The sequence below is a fragment of the Pontibacter chitinilyticus genome (assembly GCF_039748935.1).
GTDB lineage: Bacteria > Bacteroidota > Bacteroidia > Cytophagales > Hymenobacteraceae > Pontibacter > Pontibacter chitinilyticus.
In genome coordinates this window covers 1-18858 of sequence record NZ_JBDIZJ010000004.1, presented here as the reverse complement: position 1 = coordinate 18858, position 18858 = coordinate 1, and the positions used below count along the sequence as shown (strand labels likewise).

General features: G+C 49.0%; 12 protein-coding genes. 8 read left to right on the top strand and 4 right to left on the bottom strand.

The genetic code is table 11. From position 1 onward, the window contains the following. Positions 1-147 precede the first annotated feature (147 nt). The 4 genes from ABDW72_RS08285 to ABDW72_RS08270 form a co-directional block, all read right to left on the bottom strand. Positions 148-2289, bottom strand: coding sequence for a glucuronyl esterase domain-containing protein (locus ABDW72_RS08285; RefSeq protein ID WP_347158072.1), 2142 nt, complete (start codon positions 2287-2289; stop codon positions 148-150). A 347-nt stretch (positions 2290-2636) separates the two neighbouring features. Then, positions 2637-3983 carry an alpha-L-fucosidase gene (locus ABDW72_RS08280; RefSeq protein ID WP_347158071.1) on the bottom strand — a complete coding sequence of 449 codons (1347 nt, stop codon included), beginning with the start codon at positions 3981-3983 and terminating at the stop codon, positions 2637-2639. A gap of 131 nt (positions 3984-4114) precedes the next feature. Next, positions 4115-4861, bottom strand: a complete 747-nt coding sequence (locus tag ABDW72_RS08275) for a LytR/AlgR family response regulator transcription factor (RefSeq protein WP_347158369.1) — start codon at positions 4859-4861, stop codon at positions 4115-4117. Further along, positions 4861-5922, bottom strand: coding sequence for a sensor histidine kinase (locus ABDW72_RS08270; protein ID WP_347158070.1), 1062 nt, complete (start codon positions 5920-5922; stop codon positions 4861-4863). Before ABDW72_RS08270 ends, ABDW72_RS08275 begins: the two co-directional genes overlap by 1 nt. A 267-nt stretch (positions 5923-6189) precedes the next feature. Here ABDW72_RS08270 and ABDW72_RS08265 point away from each other — a divergent pair, with 267 nt between their 5' ends. From ABDW72_RS08265 to ABDW72_RS08230, 8 genes are all read left to right on the top strand, one after another. Then, positions 6190-9174 carry a TonB-dependent receptor gene (locus ABDW72_RS08265; protein ID WP_347158069.1) on the top strand — a complete coding sequence of 995 codons (2985 nt, stop codon included), beginning with the start codon at positions 6190-6192 and terminating at the stop codon, positions 9172-9174. A 176-nt stretch (positions 9175-9350) separates the two neighbouring features. Next, positions 9351-11693, top strand: a complete 2343-nt coding sequence (locus ABDW72_RS08260; RefSeq protein WP_347158068.1) for a glycoside hydrolase family 3 C-terminal domain-containing protein — start codon at positions 9351-9353, stop codon at positions 11691-11693. 454 nt (positions 11694-12147) lie between these two features. Continuing rightward, positions 12148-13323, top strand: a complete 1176-nt coding sequence (locus ABDW72_RS08255) for a hypothetical protein (protein WP_347158067.1) — start codon at positions 12148-12150, stop codon at positions 13321-13323. 270 nt (positions 13324-13593) lie between these two features. Continuing rightward, the gene (locus tag ABDW72_RS08250; protein WP_347158066.1) at positions 13594-13992 is read left to right on the top strand and encodes a (R)-mandelonitrile lyase; all 399 of its coding nucleotides are present in this window, start codon (positions 13594-13596) and stop codon (positions 13990-13992) included. Positions 13993-14159: 167 nt separating this feature from the next. Next, on the top strand, positions 14160-15059 hold the full coding sequence (locus tag ABDW72_RS08245) for an alpha/beta hydrolase fold domain-containing protein (protein WP_347158065.1): 900 nt from the start codon (positions 14160-14162) through the stop codon (positions 15057-15059). Positions 15060-15710: 651 nt separating this feature from the next. After that, the gene (locus ABDW72_RS08240; RefSeq protein WP_347158064.1) at positions 15711-16427 is read left to right on the top strand and encodes a hypothetical protein; all 717 of its coding nucleotides are present in this window, start codon (positions 15711-15713) and stop codon (positions 16425-16427) included. Positions 16428-17032: 605 nt separating this feature from the next. Further along, positions 17033-17425, top strand: a complete 393-nt coding sequence (locus tag ABDW72_RS08235) for a YybH family protein (RefSeq protein WP_347158063.1) — start codon at positions 17033-17035, stop codon at positions 17423-17425. A 465-nt stretch (positions 17426-17890) separates the two neighbouring features. After that, positions 17891-18817, top strand: a complete 927-nt coding sequence (locus ABDW72_RS08230) for a tyrosine-type recombinase/integrase (protein ID WP_347158062.1) — start codon at positions 17891-17893, stop codon at positions 18815-18817. Positions 18818-18858 lie beyond the last annotated feature (41 nt).

Sequence of the window (18858 nt, the reverse complement as noted above, 5' to 3'; positions counted from 1 at the left end):
TACCAACAAGTATAGGAGTTACGCATAAACAGCCCGGTATGATTTGTCGGGGCAGGTAGCAGGGCAGTAATAGTTGAGCCTTAACTACTTATTGTAATGGCTGGAACGGCAATGGTTTGCTACTTTATACTTGTTTACCGGCCTGCTTTATTGCTTTACCAGCTTATAGCGTGTGATCTTATCGCCTTCTTGCACTTGTAACACGTACACTCCGGCACAAAGTGTTTTGCCCAGGCTAAGCACCTGGTTCGGAGCCACCGCCGGCAGCCATAAGACTGTACGGCCGAAGATATCGTACAGGGCTACTGAACAGAAACCTGTAACGCTAGCGGGCAACAGGAGTGTAAACTGTTCTTTGAATGGGTTTGGGTAGCAATTGACGCGCTGGTCAGCCATCGCCCTGCTACTGATAGTTGCCTGCACGGCCGCAGTGCTGTTTACTACTTTAAAGTGCACCGTTAGCGGCGTACCTGCCGTGCCTGTGGCACTGGCTGCCGTGTAGGGGGTACCCGTTAAGGTATAACTGCCTACTGCAGGCACCCAGGCATAGTAATCGCCGTTGTTATCGCCAAAAAGCGCGTAAGGAGCACCATTTTCGATAACAGTTCTGGCCTTGGTGCCACTCAGCGCAAACCTGACACTCCCTACTTTTGCCGGATTCGTAGCTGCTTGTATGTTCAGCTTGGTGGTAGGCAGGGTAGCTAGATTCAGCACATCGCCTTCGCGCAGGGGCTTGATAACCGTATTCGTATTGGCATTTATCAGATTGAAGCCGGTTACCTGCTGCTCTGTGAGGCTTACAAAAGTAGCCGTTAACGTAATATTGCTTTTTATGGTGATCGTTAGCGGGTTAGTACTACTTATTACGCTGCCGCTCCAACCGCTGAAGGTATAGCCGGCAGTGGGAGTGGCCGTGAGCGTTACGCTGGAGCCACTGGCATAGTTTACCTGCTGCGGGCTCTGGCTGGCAGTACCGCTGCCATTGGTAGCTACCTGAAGGCTGTATAGCTTAAATTGCTTCTGCGCAAAAGCAATGTGTTGCTGCCAGTCGTATAGGGTAATGTCATGCTTGCCGCTCCGGATGTGGTAGCGGACGCTTTCGCCTATCGGTTGCTCAACCGCTGGCATCTGGCTGGTACCTACACCGGTAAGGTTAAACAGCTTGTAAACGGGCGTTGCATTCCATGCACTCAGAAACTCCCCCTTCGGGTCTGACCACAGGTCTTCTGCGGCGCTACAGACATATAGCGGGCGGGGAGCGATCAAACTTAATAATTGATGCTGGTCTACAAGAAGGTTTTGAGGCTGGTTGTTATATGTTTTATAAGCCGGGCTGAACCAGTGCGGGAACTTTTGGTTGATAGCGGTTATGGTTTCGCCAAAATTACGCCGCGCTAATGCCGCACCCCCTTCGCCCGATTCGTTGGAAACCACCAGTGCAAAGCGGGTGTCGTTGGCGCCGGCCCAAAGGGCAGCTTTGCCCAAGCGCGAGTGGCCCGTAACAGCTACCTGTGCCGCATTTATAGCTGGTTCTGTTTCGATGTAATCCATCATCCGGCTCAGTCCCCAGGCCCAGGTCCCAATTGCCGCCCAGTTGCTGCTGGTAATGCCCAGACTGCTTTGTAGCGTGGTGCGGACGCCCGTTTTCCAGCCGTCGCTATAGTCCGGCTCCAGATCGCCGTAGTACGCTGTAACTAGAGCAAATCCTTGTTTTAGCAGTTCCTCCACAGGCCAGCGGCTGGCCTGTATGCCTCTCGAGCTCTCTGTTGCTTTATGATCTGTAATGCCATACGTGCTGTTATTCATCACCCACCGCGACGTGATCGTAATACCTGGATCGGTGCTGACGCACTGGTTGCCGTAGAAGTTAAGCCCGGCAAAGGCCGGTACCGGTCCTGCTACATTGTTAGGCAAGTAGAGGAGAACCTCCATACTTGGGGCATCTGCAGCAGCCGAGAAAAAGATGGTAACCTGCTTGCGTGTCGCCAGGCCGTTTAGTGCAGAACGATCTACGCTGTTCACCCTGAAATGCATGCCAGCTGGTTTTCCCGGATACTGCCCGTAAACGTTGTCTTTAAACAGTTTCAAGGTGCGTGGCCGCCCCTGTTCCGTCCATTGCAGGCTTGTCGTTATGCTTTGCCCGTCGGGCAGGAGCAGCGGGTCCGGCAAGGTATAGGTTCCAACTTTGCTTTCGTCATAATTGATGGTCTGCCCCTGTGTAGGGGGGCAGTATAAAAGTGATAAGGCACCTGCTAACCCTACAAGTATATACCTGGTATAAAACAACATAAAACAGCGATAAACTTAGTGTGTCGATCCGAAAAGCCCGCACAGAAAAAAGAGCTTACGGAGAAGCCCCAGGGGAGGTCGTTTGCTTAGTGCCAGCCAGCTAAGCTGCCTTACTAGGTATAAAGCCGGCTGCATGCATTGCCATACCGGGCAAAGTAATGCCAGATAGGTTTTAATGCCCTAATTAATAGGATAGAAGTATAAAAGAACCGAAAAGTATAATGCTGAATATACTATAAAATTATATTTTGGTTGCAAGCAACAGGACAAAAGAAGGACAAAATGAATTGCAACAGCCCTAAATGCCGTGCTATAGCAATTACAAAGTAGAGCAAGCGGCAGGCCCTTTAGCGGGTGCTGATCTGAATAATCGTGTCATAAGGATCATATACCGTGTCTTTCAGGTAAACCACTAGTCCGTCTGTGCGTTGTTTGTAAGCCAGCTTGGCTCCTTTATTTAGCAGGGCAACTTTGGCTATTTTCTCGTGCATACCCGGAATCAGGATCTCAGACTGCGCCGGTTTCTGTAATACATGCGCGAAGATCGTTTTATCCTTCATCGTCAGCACGCCCCAATCCTGTGGAGTCATCAGGTTGCCTCTGGTACCATAAATGCTGCTACCGTTCTTTTGCATCCACTGCCCTACCTGTGCTAAGGTATCGGCAAACTCCTCCTGAATTTTGCCGTTTGGCATTGGGCCAACATTTAAAAGGAAGTTAGCGTTTTTGCCGGCTGCATTTACCAGGTAATGGATGATCTGCTTCACGCTCTTATAGTTGTTGTCCTTGATGTTAAAGCCCCAACTGTTGTTTATCGTCTCGCAGGTCTCCAAAGGCAGGTTGCCGATTTTAGAGGTGGCGCTGAAGCCTGATTTGTTTTGCCCGGGAAGGTCGCGCTCAAACATCTGGAAGTCTTCGCCTGGTATGGGTGCCAGGTGATGGTTGTTGCCTACCAGAATCTTGGGATTTAGCTGATGGATCAACGTATAGAGTTCATCATAATGCCAGTTCACGTCCGGTCTTTCCCAGTTACCATCGAACCAGATGCCCCGGATGTTGGGATAATTGGTGATCAGTTCGGTGAGTTGGGTTTTCATAAAGGTGATGTAACTGTTCCAGTCAGTATCTGCCGGCGCGCCGTTCACAATGGGTTTGCCAAAGCCATAATCCGGTCTTCCCCAGTCCAGCAGGGAGTAGTACAGGTTCAGGCCAATGCCCTCATTGGCACATTCTTCTGCCAGTTCCTTGATCGGATCGCGGTGAAAGGGAGTGGCATCTACGATGTTGTAGGGAGAGGCTTTGGTCCTGAACATACTAAAGCCATCATGGTGTCGGGAGGTGATGGTGATATACTTCATGCCGGCGTTTTTGGCCAGTTGCACCCATTCTTTGGCGTTAAACTCCTGTGGGTTGAAGAAGGTCGCCAGCTTTTTGTAATTATCATATGGGATTTTTTCTTCATGCATCACCCATTCGCCATCGCCCAGAATGCTGTAAATGCCCCAATGAATAAATAGCCCGAACTTCATGTCCTGCAGCTTCTCCCGCTGGGCCAGGTTTTCAGGTGAGGGCGTGTAGCTGGCAAGATAGCCGGGATGCGTTTGCGCCATACTTAGCGTAAGCATGAAGGAAAGGAGGAGTGTGAAAAAGCCCAGTTTCATAGAGTTGATGTCCGTTTCAGGTTTGTTGATCACAGCTTTTACACTTCCTGTTTTAACTATAGAAGTGGGGGATAAAGCAAGAGCTAAGATAAATATTTTTATTGATACGGGGGCGGAAGCAGCGATGTGCTGCAACTAACCGGCGCGTCAGCGTGCGCCTACGCCTATACCCAGCGGTTCAGGAATTGGTTGAAGGGCTCTTTGTATTGGTCGCTCACGGCAATGTAGGTATCACCGATCTGTACCTTGTTCTTCGAAACGGCAGCGATTTTATCCAGGGCCACTATAAAAGAGCGGTGGATGCGCATAAATCGTTTGGCCGGCAGCTTCTCTTCCAGTGCTTTCAGGCTGGTCAGCGACAGGATGGGTTTCGAATTGCCCGTCAGGTGCACCTTCACATAATCCTTCAGGCCTTCTATATACGAGATATCGCTGAAGGAAATCCGCACCAACTGGTATTCCACTTTCAAAAACAAAAACTCCTCCTCGGGTTCAGCCGCCGGAGCAGGCAGCGCAGCAGGTGCCGGTTTCTGCATCAACTCCGCATAAGCCTGGGCCTTGGTAGCAGCCTTTAAAAAATCTGCATAGTTAAAAGGCTTCACCAGGTAATCGAGCGCATCTACTTTATACCCCTCCAGCGCATACTGGCTGAAAGCTGTGGTAAAGATGATCCGGGGACCTATCCCATACTCTCCTTTATCGAGCACGCGTGCCAGTTCTATTCCACTCAGGTCCGGCATCTGAATGTCCAGGAAAACCAGGTCGATGGGTTGCTGGTGCAGCCCCTGCAAGGCTTCTACGGCGCTGGCATAACGGCCTGATAGCCGCAGGAAAGGTGTCTGTTCGATAAAGGAGGCGATCATTCCCAGGGCAAGGGGTTCATCGTCTACGGCGATGCAGTTCAGCGTTATCATACGTTCAGGGTTAAGTGCACGCGGTATTCGTTTTCGGGCGTGTTGTCTGTTACCTGCAAAGTATAGGCTCCGGGGTACAGCAGGTCCAACCGCCTGCGGGTGTTTGCCAGCCCAATGCCGCTGCTTTCCTCCAGCACCACTCTTTTCTCCGGCAGCACGGTGTTGCGCACCTCCAGGTGCAGCGTGTGGTTCTGCTGACACAGAGCAATGTAAATGCTGCTGGGCAGCAGGGCACTCACCCCATGTTTAAACGCGTTCTCCACATACGGCAGAAAAAGCATGGGTGCCACAGGCACGTCCCGTAACTGGTCCGGCTTGTCGAACGTAACGTTCACTTTCTCTGTCAGCCGCAACTTCATTAGGTTGATGTAGTCCTGCAGAAACTCAACTTCTTTGCTGAGCAGGGTTGTGCCCGACTGCGTTTCATACAGCACGTACCGCATCATCCGCGACAAGGTATGGAGGGCTTCCCGCGCCGTATCCACGTTGAGCATGGTCAGGGCGTAGATGCTGTGGAGCGTGTTAAAGAAGAAATGCGGGTTGATCTGGGCCTTTAGGAGCGACAGTTCTGAGATCGTCTTTTGCTGTTCCAGAAGCTGCCGGATCTCGGTGTCTTTCTGCCACTTCTTTACTGTTGTTATGCTGGTACTGATGCCCACCACAAACAGCGTGGCCAACACCATCACAGGGTTTATGTAGGGCCAATCATCATGTCCTTTGGATGTCTCTCCGGGGTTAAAGGCCCGGTGCATCAGCACAGGCAGGTTCAGCCAGTAATCAACAAGGCTGCTGGCCAGCAACACCGCCATTACCCCACCAAATACAGCGGCGATATAGGCGCCCAGCTTATTTTCGAACAAAAGCCGGGGCACAAGCAGCTGTGTATTCAGGTAAAACACGCCGATCCATAAAAGGAAAACAATGCCTTGTTTTACCCAGAACTGGCGGGGCAACTGTATGTCCCAGGCCAGGGGCTGGCACAGCAGCAGGAGCAGCCCCAGCAGAACCAGCAGCTGAATCAGGAAATATCCGTGCCTGTTTATGAAGGTGTTCGCCATGGTAAGGGTGAATGTAACATGAAATAAAACAAACATAACGATCTTCTGCTATGAATGCCCTTTTGATCTGCCATTTAGCTGGATTTACCGACTGTTCACCGCAATTTCATCTATGGCTTTACTGCCAGCTGGCAGAGGTATGCGTCAAAAGAAACCATCGGCTGCCAGGTACCATTCGTCGGTGTTTGGCAGGAGCCAATCTATTGTGTTTTTATATATGGCGGCGATAAAGTTGCTTTGTTGAGTATTGAAGCAAAAATTGATGTCATGAATAGAATCTTAACCTTAATTGTATTAGCCGGCTGCTTTCAGGCAGCGGCAGCTCAGACACCAGCAGGTGGAGGGGGCTTGTTAGCCTCCACACAAAGTATAGGCGCTGCTGTTCCGAATGCAAGTGGCCGCATTGCAGGCACTGTGGTGGACGCAGCCACACAACAGCCGGTTCCATACGCCACCATCGCGTTGGTAAACCCCACTACCAGCAAACCGATAGATGGCACCATGGCCGACGAAAAGGGAAAGTTCTCCCTGGAGAAAGTGGCTGAAGGTACCTATAGAGTGGCCGTTTCCTTTATCGGCTACGAGACAAAAACGATCGACATTGCGGTAACAGACAAGCAGTCTTCTATCGATTTAGGAAAGATAACGATAAACGGAACGGCGCAGGCGCTGCAGGAAGTAAAGATCGAAGGCCAGCGCGCCATGATCGAGGAGAAAGTGGACCGCACCGTGTACAATGCCGAGAACGATGAATCGAATAAAGGCGGGGATGCGGCTGATGTGCTGCGCAAAGTACCGATGCTCTCAGTAGACCTGGACGGTAACGTATCGATGCGCGGCAGCCAGAACATCAAAGTACTGATCAACAACCGCCCCTCTACCATCACGGCCGGTAGCGTGTCTGATGCGCTGAAGCAAATTCCGGCCGATATGATCAAGTCGGTGGAGGTGATTACCAGCCCATCTGCCAAGTATGATGCGGAGGGCTCGGCCGGTATCATCAACATCGTCACGAAAAAGAATACACTGCAAGGCGGCACGCTGAGTATCGACACGGGCATTGGCCTGCGCGGCACCAACCTGGGCCTGAACGGCAGCTACCGCGTAGGTAAAATGGGCTTCTCGCTGGGCGGCTTTGGCCGTGCCGGCTACAACACGCCCGGCAGTTTTGAAAACGTGCAGACCACCAATACCGACGGGGAGCAGAACGTGGTTCGGCAGTCGGCAGACACGCACAACAACATGATGTTCGGCCGCTATACGTTTGGCTGGGACTATGACATCAACGAGAAGAACTATATGAATGCGTCGGTGCAGTATGGCATGCGTAACTTCCAAAACTACCAGGACCCGCTGCTTACACAACGCTTTCAGAACAACGCTTTGATCAGCAGCACCCTGCGCGATGTACAGTCAAAGGACAACTCCGGCACCGTGGACGTGAACCTCAACTATACGCATACGTTCAAGCCACAGCAGGAATTCAGCATCCTGACGCAGTATAGCCGAAATAACCGCACCAACAACTTCCTCAACGAGATCTTCAACACCGAAGAGACAAGTATAGACAGCAGGCTGAAGAACATTAACGAGAGCTTCAACCAAGAGTCTACCATTCAGCTGGACTATGCCAACCCGATCGGGAAGAACCAAATGGTAGAAGTAGGCGCCAAACAGATCATGCGCCAGGTAACCAGCGACTACGAAACCTTTACGGCCGATGGCAGCGGGCCCTTTGTTAAAGAGGCGAATACCAACCTGAGCAACGTCTTTAACTATAACCAGAACATCTCGGCCGGCTACCTGTCTTATACCCTTACCACGGCAAATAATTATAGTATGAAAGCCGGTGCCCGCTACGAGTATACGACCATCAATGCTGATTTTGAGAATAGCGACAATGCGGTAAGTATTCCGTCGTATGGCGTGCTGGTACCAAGTATAAACCTGTCTAAAAGGCTGAAAGATGGCAACACCGTAAAGCTGGCGTATAACCGCCGCATCCAACGGCCATCGCTGGAGTACCTGAACCCGAACGTGCAGAACCCAAACCCGGTGCAGCGAACGGTCGGCAACCCCGAACTGGACCCGGAATATACCAACAACTATGAACTGTCGTACAGCACCTATTTCAAAACCACATCCCTGAACTTTTCGACATTCGTGCGTACGACCAACAACTCCATACAGGCCGTGCGGGAGCAGGCGGAAGATGGCGTGCTGGAAACTTCCTACTTTAACATTGGGCAGGAGCAGGCGTACGGTGGCAGCGTGTTCGGCAGCATCAACCTGAGCAACAAACTGACGCTGAACGGCGGTACTGATGTATACTATGCGGTGCTGAACAACAACGTAGACGACCCGACCCAATCGGCCAGCAACAGTGGTTTTGTGTATAATATCCGCGCCATGGGCAACTATAACTTAGGGAAAGGCTGGGGCATCCAGGGCTTCGGTTTCTACCGGGGTCGCCAGGTGCAGCTACAAGGCTACCGGGGTGGTTTTGGCATCTATAGCCTGAACCTGAAAAAAGACTTCAACGAGAAGCGGGGCAGCATTGGCTTTGGTGCCGAGAACTTTCTGACACCGACAATAAAGATGCGGAGCGAGCTTAACGCAGCCAATTTCAGCCAGGCAAGCACCAACATCATGCACAACCTGAACTTCAAAATAAACTTCAGCTACCGCATCGGCAAGCTGACGTCGGATGCGCCGCGCCGAAGAACGAAATCTGTGAACAACGATGACCTGAAGGGCGGCAGCGAAAGCGGCGCAACGGGTGCAGCTGCTAATACAGGTGCAGGTATGCCGCAAAGCAGTGGCGCTATGCCGGGAGCTGCCCCACAAGGCGCAAGGCCAGGTGCGGCTCCGAACAGAGCACCTGCTACAGGAACTACACCCGGCCAACAGCCTACAGTACAGAAGCCGGCAGATGTACCAGCAACTACCACTGACGCTGCACAACCTGCCACCACCAACAGCCTGACCGGCCGCTGGCAGGGCAAAATGGGAGAGCGGGAGTTAACCCTGGACCTGGTAGCCGACAGCACAACGTTAACTGGTACGGTACAGACGCCGATGGGGCAGCTACCTGTTACGAATGGCGTGATCGCCGGCAACACGTTCTCCTTTAACCTGGTATTTAACGGAAATACGGTGCCTTATAAAGGAAGTATCGCCGGAGACCAGCTGCTGTTAACGGCTGATTTTATGGGCCGGCAAGTAGAAGGAACGCTGGTACGGATGCCCTAAGTTTAAGCAGCTAAAACGGTTCCGGAGCTCAGTTGCGGACTGCCCGTAAGCGCCTGATCGTACAGAAAAGTGTTACGTATAAGGTGCTTTACAGCTCCCGCCTGCCACCGGAAAGGTGATACTGCCGTCGGTACACCGGATGTCCTGAAATTTGAAAGATACCAAACGAAAACTGCATGAAATACACAACGTTAGCAGTCCTGCTGTTGCTGCCATTATTTAGCTTCGCACAGGGGCAAAAAAAGACGGCTCCTCAGTTAGGCAAAGCCCCGATCCAGGATGTAGTTGCCGCCCTGACACTGGAAGAAAAGGCGAAACTGGTGGTAGGAAACGGGTTTAGCATGCCCGGCGTAACGCCTCAAGGGCCAGTAATCGGCGAAACAAAAGACAAAGTGCCCGGTGCTGCCGGAACAACATTCGCTGTGCCGCGCCTGGGCATCCCATCCATGGTGCTGGCTGATGGCCCGGCAGGTGTGCGGATACTGCCAGTGCGGGGGAACGATACGACCAAAACATATTATGCCACGGCCTGGCCTGTAGGTACTTTACTGGCCTCGTCGTGGGATACGGTGCTGGTGCAGCAGGTAGGCAAAGCCTTTGGCAACGAAGTGCTGGAGTATGGCATCGATATCGTGCTGGCCCCGGCGCTGAATATCCACCGCAACCCGCTGGGCGGCCGAAACTTTGAGTACTTCTCCGAAGATCCGGTGATTGCGGGTAACATGGCGGCGGCTATCGTGAACGGCATCGAGGCGAACGGCGTAGGTACTTCCATCAAGCACTTTGCTGCCAACAACCAGGAAACCAACCGCAACACCCTCAACACCATCGCAAGCGAGCGTGCCCTGCGCGAGATTTACTTGAAAGGCTTTGAAATAGCCGTCAAAAAGTCGCAGCCATGGACGGTGATGAGCTCCTATAACTTCATCAACGGCACGTATACATCGGAGTCATACGACCTGCTCACAACGCTGCTACGGAAGGAGTGGGGCTTTAAAGGGTTTGTGATGACGGACTGGTTTGGCGGCAAAGATCCGGTTGCCCAGATGAAGGCGGGCAATGACCTGCTGATGCCCGGCACGGCTGAACAGACAGCCAAGATCATTGCAGCCGTAAAAAGCGGTGAGCTGGATGAGAAAGTGCTCGATATGAACATCACCAAAATCCTGCAGGTGGTGGTGCAGTCGCCAGCTTTTAAAGGGTATGCGTTCACCAATAAGCCGGACCTGAAAAAGCATGCCGCCTTGTCGCGGATGGCTGCCGCCGAAGGCATGGTGCTCCTGAAGAACGAGGGCGAAACGCTGCCCTTCCGGAATGTTAAAAAGATCGCCCTTTTTGGAAATACTTCTTATGATATTATTTCAGGCGGAACCGGCAGTGGCGATGTGAACGAAGCCTATACCATATCGCTGGAGCAGGGCCTGAAGAATGCCGGCTATACCATAGATGAGGCCTTTAAAACTGCTTATACAACCTACATTGAGGAAGCCAAAGCAAAGCGGCCGAAGCCGAGAGGCTTTTTTGACAACCCCGAACCCATTGCCGAACGGGTTGTAGACGATGCGATACTTGCCAAGCAGGCTGATAACGCGGAGGCAGCCATCATTACCATTGGCAGAAATTCCGGGGAAGGCAGCGACCGCAAAGTAGAAAACGACTTCACCTTAACTGAAAAAGAGCGGGACCTGATCAAAAGGGTGTCGGATGCTTTTCATGTGAAGCATAAAAAAGTTGCTGTCGTGCTGAACATTGGCGGCGTGATGGAGGTGATGAGTTGGAGAAACCAGCCCGATGCTATTCTGCTGGCCTGGCAACCCGGCCTGGAAGCTGGCAATGCCATTGCCGATGTGCTGAGCGGCAAAGTAAACCCGTCCGGTAAGCTGGCTACCACGTTTCCGGTGGCGTACACTGATGTGCCGTCTGCCAAAAGCTTTCCCGGCAAGGAGTTTCCGGAGAAAACTACGCAGGGCTCTTTTGGGATGAAGCTGACGCCGGGCGAAGTAACCTATGACGAGGGCATCTACGTGGGTTACCGCTATTACAATACTTTTAACGTGAAGCCGGCCTATCCTTTTGGCTATGGCTTGTCGTATACCAATTTCTCCTTCAGCGATCTGAAGCTAAGCGCCCCTGATTTTGACGGCAAACTGACGGCAACGCTTACAGTGAAGAACACGGGAAAAGTGGCGGGTAAAGAGGTGGTGCAGGTATACCTGACAGCACCCAAGGGCCAGCTGGACAAGCCTGAACTGGAGCTGAAGCACTTCGCTAAGACAAAGCTCCTGAAACCCGGTGAAGCGCAGACGTTCACGTTCACGATCTTGCCGGAAGACCTGACCTCGTTTGATACGGCCACTGAGTCGTGGGTGGCCGATGCTGGCGAGTACGTGGTAAAAGCCGGAAACTCCTCCCAACAGCTCCAGCAAACCGCCTCCTTCAGACTGCCGAAGCAGTTGGTTACAGAAAAGGTACACCAGGTTTTAGCGCCTCAGACTGAAATCAGTGAGCTGAAAAAATAAGCAGCTATCATGCATTATCCAAGTATAAAAGCAAAGGGACCGGCCACAAAGCTGGTCCCTTTGCTTTTATACTTGGAGGTGCCTTGTCCGGGAGCGTTGCTGGTCAGGCTGCTTTGGCGTGGTTAGCAGTAAGTATCACAAGTATAAGTATAACCTGCCATATCGGCTACCGGGGCTCAATCATACTATTTGAAGTATAAAGTGGCTTTGTTTTTAAGTGCTTTAAAGGCCGCTACAAACCCTTTATTTTAAAAAAAGCCACAATTAGATGAAAGCTGGAACTCAGAGAGGTGGAAAATAGTTAGGGTATTTTCATATTATATTGTACATTAAGCGTATAAGGGGCACTGCTGTTCTCTTAAGTCATCTTTCTCTAATATGTTTATATTGTAATATTATAATATATACTGTTCATTTTTTATTTTTTCTCACTCTTAACAACTTAAAATCATTTATGAAAAGACTCAAACTCTTTACGGCACTCGTTGCTGTTGCAATGCTATCGCTAACAAGCTGCGATACTGAAGTTGAGAAGGCAGCTACACCACTTGCAGCAACGCAGTCGTCGCAACTCTCCACCAGCTTAAGCAGCAAGATCAAGGCCTCACGTGCTGCTTTTCCTGAAGGCCTGAAAGAAAAGCTGACAGAACGGTCTGCCCTGTTACTCGAAACAGACCCGCAGTACCGTGCACTGGTCCAAAGTGCGCTTGCCGTTGAGCCAACACCTTGTGACGATAACACCCCCATGAACGTATGGCTGGACAAGCAGCTGGCCGACTGGAATGCTGAAATCATTGGTTACGTGCTGGATTTTGATATGCTGAATCTGCCAACCTACGATGCGTTGGTATTTGAGAATAGCTCTCAGAACCAGTATTATGGTGTAAATGGTGAGTATACGCATCAGGTGACTAAAACTTTCAAGGACCTGCAGCGCTTCTGGAACATTCAGTCAGACGACATTGTGCTTGCTGCCATGCACGGAAGTATGATGCTTAACCGTGACAAAGTAATCCGTACCTATGTAGCGGCATATGGCCTATCTCCTGCGCAGGCTGCGAGCCTGGCGGATATCGTCACTATGCTGACCGAACAGGTGCCACAGTACAGAGATGGCAACCATCCTATCTTCACGTTCAATGCCTTTGCGCAGCGCGGCTTCGACTTCGGTCCGTATGGCGTTATCCCGGATAAAATCATCATGGGAGACGGCATCATGGAAGCGTTTGGTGCTATCGGCTATGGCGACATCGCGCCACAGGCCATACTGGCCCACGAATTTGGCCACCACATTCAGTACCAGCTAAACCTGTTCGGAACTACCCGTGGCCCGGAAGCTACCCGCAGAACTGAGCTGATGGCAGATGCTTTCTCTGCCTACTATCTCTCTCATGCCCGCGGCGCTTCTATGCAGTGGAAAAGAGTACAGCGCTTCTTGCAGGTGTTCGTAAACATCGGTGATTGCGGCTTTACAAGTGCAGGCCACCATGGCACCCCAACACAGCGTATGGCTGCGGCAGAGTGGGGCTACACTGTAGCAAACAATGCGCAGAAGCAAGGCCACATCCTGACAGCACAGGAGTTTGCCAGCCTTTTTGAAGCGGAGTTACCCCGCCTGGTAAAACTTTAATAGCTATCATAATAAAAGGTATAGGTGTAAACACTTGCCTTTAAAACCAACAGGGGCCACTGCTTAGCAGTGGCCCCTGTTGGTTTTAAACTTGTATGCTATTCTAGCGCAAACGGACGCTTGTGCTGCTACTGCCGGGTTTAGTAATTCGCTTGCTGTGTTGCAGGATAAACGAGCCTGCTAGCCTTCCCCAGGCAGTTGGATCTGGAAATATGGTGATTCACTTTGGAATAGCGTAAAAAGCAAAAGATATATTTAAAGGTGTATACTATGGAAATTATTAGAAATGGTGCACAGGCATCTGTTAAAGGACCGGAAGACTGGTTTACGGGGGCGGTGAGAATAGACCCTTTATTTTCAAAAAAGGAAACCACAAAGGCAGCAGGAGCACTGGTAACTTTTGAACCGGGTGCCCGAACAGCCTGGCACACCCATCCTGCCGGACAAACGCTGATCATTACGTCGGGCTTGAGTTGGGTACAGCGTGAAGGCGGACCGGTAGAGGAAGTAAACCCCGGAGATGTGGTTTGGTTTGCTCCGGATGAAAAACACTGGCATGGCGCCAGTCCGGAAAAGGCCATGAGCCATATTGCCATACATGAAGAAGTGAATGGCCAAGTAGTGACCTGGATGGAAAAGGTGAATGAATCTGATTACACAAGATCTTAAGCAGTCGGGCAGGCATATGGAATTAGAACTGCTAAAGTATATATTTTAAATAACCCGCTATTTGCGGCAATGATAAAGGCTTTCTCCAACGATGTTTTCTACTTATATTATAAGCCCGTAAAATCATCAAAAATATTTAGCTTCGTTATATCCTATACTTCCATAAAATGATAAAAATTCGCCTGCTTTTTCTCTTGTTAGCTTTGCAAGCCTCAAAGTTTGCTTTTGGCCAATCGTTTAATCGGGTTATCGCTCTTTTCCCGGAAGGAACTGTTCTGCGTGCTAATATCCCTTGCAACAGCGATACCCTAGAAAAGCACCTGTTAGATATTTACCTGCCCCCGAATGCTAAAAAGAATGTTCCGCTGGTAGTTTTTATTCATGGCGGTGGTTGGCTAGTCAACGATAAATACGCTGACATCAACTATATGAAAAATACGGTAGCTGCAATCATTAAAAGCGGTTTTGCCATAGCTTCGATAGATTACCGCTTTGCGTCGCAGGCAAGTTTTCCTGCGCAAATTCAGGATTGCAACAAGGCGGTTTCTTACCTATATGATAATGCGGAGAAATATGGACTTGATAAAAAACGGTTCGCTTTGATGGGTTTCTCAGCAGGAGGTCATCTGGCTTCTCTGCAGGGGCTGTCAAACAACAACAATGTAGCGGCTTTCTTTATGCCCAACTCGTCCCAAAAGTTCTCTTTTAAAGCCGTTGTAGATTTTTATGGGCCGTCAGAATTAACTTCTTTGAATAATAGTGAGGACCCCAAGTCATCCGAAGCTATTTTATTGGGAGCACCGCCCATAGTCCGGCCGGATTTAGCCAAAATAGCAAGCCCTGTCACCTATGTCGATAAAAATGATCCACCTTTTTTGATCATACATGGTGAAAAAGATGACATGGTCCCGTATAGGCAGTCAAAACTGCTGAGCGCCTGGCTGACGGTTACAGGAGTTGAGAATGAACTGATTATTGTGCCGAACGCCCCGCACTATGGTGATATGTTCGATGTGGATGCAGTACGAACGAAAGTGATTGGGTTTCTGGAAAAGCATCTGAAGTAATTTGGACTCTTTTGTGTCTTTAGCGGTTTTTCTTGACGAGCATCAATAAAATATCAAACAGGCGTTTACTCGCTTGCCTAGTCACAAATTAAAAGATGAAGAATGGACGAATACAAATCTTAAGTTCTTAGTTGAGCACCTGATTGTATTCGTCCCGGATAAACACGTCTATCCAGTACACCTCCGAAAAGCTTACAAAGTACAACCTATCCTAGTCCCCGAATTTATACTTCCTGCTCTTGCCTAGTGTAGGGTTTTAGCCTTCCCATACTTTGTTGCAGGACTTTATGTTCGGGGCTAGAAGATATAACCTGAAGGAATACAACATAGCAATATAAAATAGCGCAAGTGTCCGCTTGTTCCGCTACTGCCGGGGCTACAGGCGAAGAAGTTTGCTTTCTGTAATGCGGGGCAGGCGGGTTGTTTTACTACTGCGAGGTATAGGCGGACGCTTGCGCAAAAGGGGAGGATTTAAGTATAGTGGATATATTTATTCAATCTTAAATAAATGTAGATGCTATTATATATAATTATATTTGATTATCAACCGATAACAGAGCAACTACTGAACATGTCAATGGCGAACAACCACACAAAGGAAACAAACAGTACACAAAGCAAACAGAAGAAAATGAAGTTTGTGGCATAATTATGCCAATTTCTGAGAGTGATAATACTTATACTAAAGAACATTGGATTGAAGTTAAATCAATTTTAGATGAGTCGATTAGCGCTGCTGGCTTCATTCCAAAAATAGTAAGTGACGCTGATGAAATAAGCCTTATTCACAATAAGATAGTTTCAAATATCTATAACAATCCAATAGTTATATGTGATGTTAGTTCAAAAAATGCTAACGTTATGTTTGAGCTAGGTCTTCGATTAGCTTTCGATAAGGCTACAATTATTATAAAGGACGAATTGACAGATTACAGTTTTGATACAAGCGTAATTGAACATTTGGCATATCCACATAACTTACGCTATGCTTCTATAAATAATTTTAAGGCAAAGCTGACAGATAAAATTAAGGCAACATACAATGCCTCCCTAAAACCGGATTATTCTACATTTCTAAAAAGCTTTGTACAGTATAAACCGACACTAGACGTCAAGAAGATAGGGTCACAAGAATATGTTCTGAAGCGGCTAGAGGATATTAGCAAGCAGATAACAGAATTAGAGTTAAGAAACTCTAAAAGAGAGTTTCTTAACTCTTCAACTAGCTATTCTTCATTTAAAAAATATTATAATGAGCGTACCACTCTTAGTAAAGAATTAGTACTAGAGGAATTCCAGGATTCATTGCTGAAATTTTTACCTGCTCATAATGTTGCTGAGTTCTCTGAACAGAAGTTTTTAATGTAGTTTCTACAATATCTTTTAGATAGTAATATAAACTTATTTAGGAGTATAAGCTTTTCTGAGCTAAATAAAATAGCTGCCCCTATACTAAAGAATCATTTTGCCTTAAAGGATAGTTAGCATTCCATAGATAAAGGCTGCTGACTTCGCTTTTTTCTGATAGATAAGCAAGCAAGGTTATTTTGCTGATGTTAGGCACTAATCAAGTACTATCCCGGCCAATATTCGTGCAAGCATCTGCTTGTGGCCAATTTACTTTATATCCTGTTCATGCTTTAATTTTTGAGCCTAGAAAGGTGATTTTGCTGATGGGAAAAGACGCTTAAGACAGAAGCGACTTACTTGTTAAATCCTACTATTAGCATATACTTTTAAGTAGCTTGCTTATATAATTTATATGTATAGTTATAAATTATGAATTTTACATTAAATTCAATTAGAAAATTCGATTCTTGCTGTCACTAACTCCTAAGTAATAGTTGGTGTGTCCCTATCTGCCTGCAATACGTGCGCATAAGCCATGAATGGCTCCGTTTGATGCCCGAACATTATAGCAGCTTTAGCTTTGGTTCAAAGGTTTATACTTAGTGTTTAATTCATTTATACTTATGGAAACGCTTACAATTGACATTGGCGCTGAAATCAGGGCAATGAACGATAAGTTTGTAACAGCATTTAAAAAGGGTGATGCCAAGAATGTTGCCAACCTCTATACCGAAGATGGTATGTTACTCCCAACCGGTAGCGATATAGTAAGAGGGCGAAAGGGCATACAGCACTTCTGGCAGGCAATAATGGACATGGGAGTAAAGCAAGTAAAACTAGAAACAGTAGAGGCAGAGTATCAGGGCAATACAGGCATTGAATTAGGGAAGTATACCATCATAGTCGAAAATGAGCAGATACTAGATCGTGGTAAGTACATTGTGATTTGGAAAAGGGAAGATGGCCAATTGAAACTTCAGAAAGATATCTGGAACAGCAATTTACCAACTCAGTAAACCAAAAACGCCCTACAACTGAAAAGCTGCAGGGCGTTTATACTTTAACCGTACCTTGGGCCGAACTTACTAAGGTTTTTAATACACGTTTACGCTTCAAAATATGTGTTTTCTGTCTCTATATGCACTTGTTTATACATTTTAATTAATGTAAACAATTTTTATATGATATTTTGCCACCTAATATGCCACCACGTTTTTTAATAGATCGTCATTCATTTCGAGGGAAGCAATAAAGTTGATCTTTATAGCAAAAGCTATATTTTACATAACATGTGTTATTGGAAAACCTACTCTATGTTTTCCTGCTGCGATGTTTTCGATATTCTCTCTCAAATCACCACATTTTTCCCAGATCAGAAAGTTACTCTAGATTGCTAAGTTGTTGCTATTTTGCGGCCTCACCTAAGTCATGGCTCATACTTCCATTGCTTACATCATGGCACATTCAACAACAGGCGGCCGATGAAACAGCTGCCGCTCTACAACCCAAACTTCCTGGAGCTCCAGGCATCCTTCACTGACTGGCTCCTGGTGCTGGGCTACTCTGATAGCACCCTAAAATACGCACCCTTGCATCTGCGCGAGTTTCTATATTTCCTGGAGAACCAGCAAGTCGACAAGATCCGGCAGGTCAAGCGGGATCAGGTGAAGGCCTTTTTCTCTTATCTATCCGAAAGGGCCAACCAGCGTGACGGGGGCAGGCTGTCGATGGCTTACGTGGCCAAGCACTGGCAGGCGGTGCGGCTGCTGGACCGCTACCTGCGAGAGACAGGGGAGTGGGGGCTTCCATTGCCTAAAGGCTCCGTGCAGCCGCACCGCAAGATACAGCCTGTGCTGACACAGGACGAGGTGCAGCTGCTCTTTAACGCTGGCGCTGATGACATGCTCGGAATCCGCGACCGCGCCGCCCTGGCGCTTTTCTACGGCTGCGGGCTGCGGCGCTCAGAAGGCTTGGGCCTGGACGTAGGGGACGTGCTGCTGGAGAAGGGGCTGGTGTATGTGCGCAAAGGAAAGAACTACAAAGAGCGCTACGTGCCTATGAGCGCAGGCGTGATCCGGCACGTGCGACGTTACCTGGAAGATGCAAGGCCTGAGATACTGGACACTTGCCCCTACCGGGGCAGGCGCGATAAAAGGGCCTTGCTCCTGAGTGCTCGCGGCACCCGGGTGAACGACCGCACGATCACCCTGCGGTTTCGATCCCTACAGGCTGATGCCGGGAACCTAGGGCTTTCACAGAAGCGCGTTAACCTGCATAGCTTCCGGCACGCCATTGCCACCCATCTGCTGGAACGCGGCATGGGGCTCACGCGCATCGCCCGCTTCCTGGGCCACACCAAGCTGGAGTCTACTCAGATCTACACGCACCTTTTGGATGGAGCGGTTTAAGGAGCATCTGCAGCAGGAGAAGGGGCTGAGCCCGGTGAGCG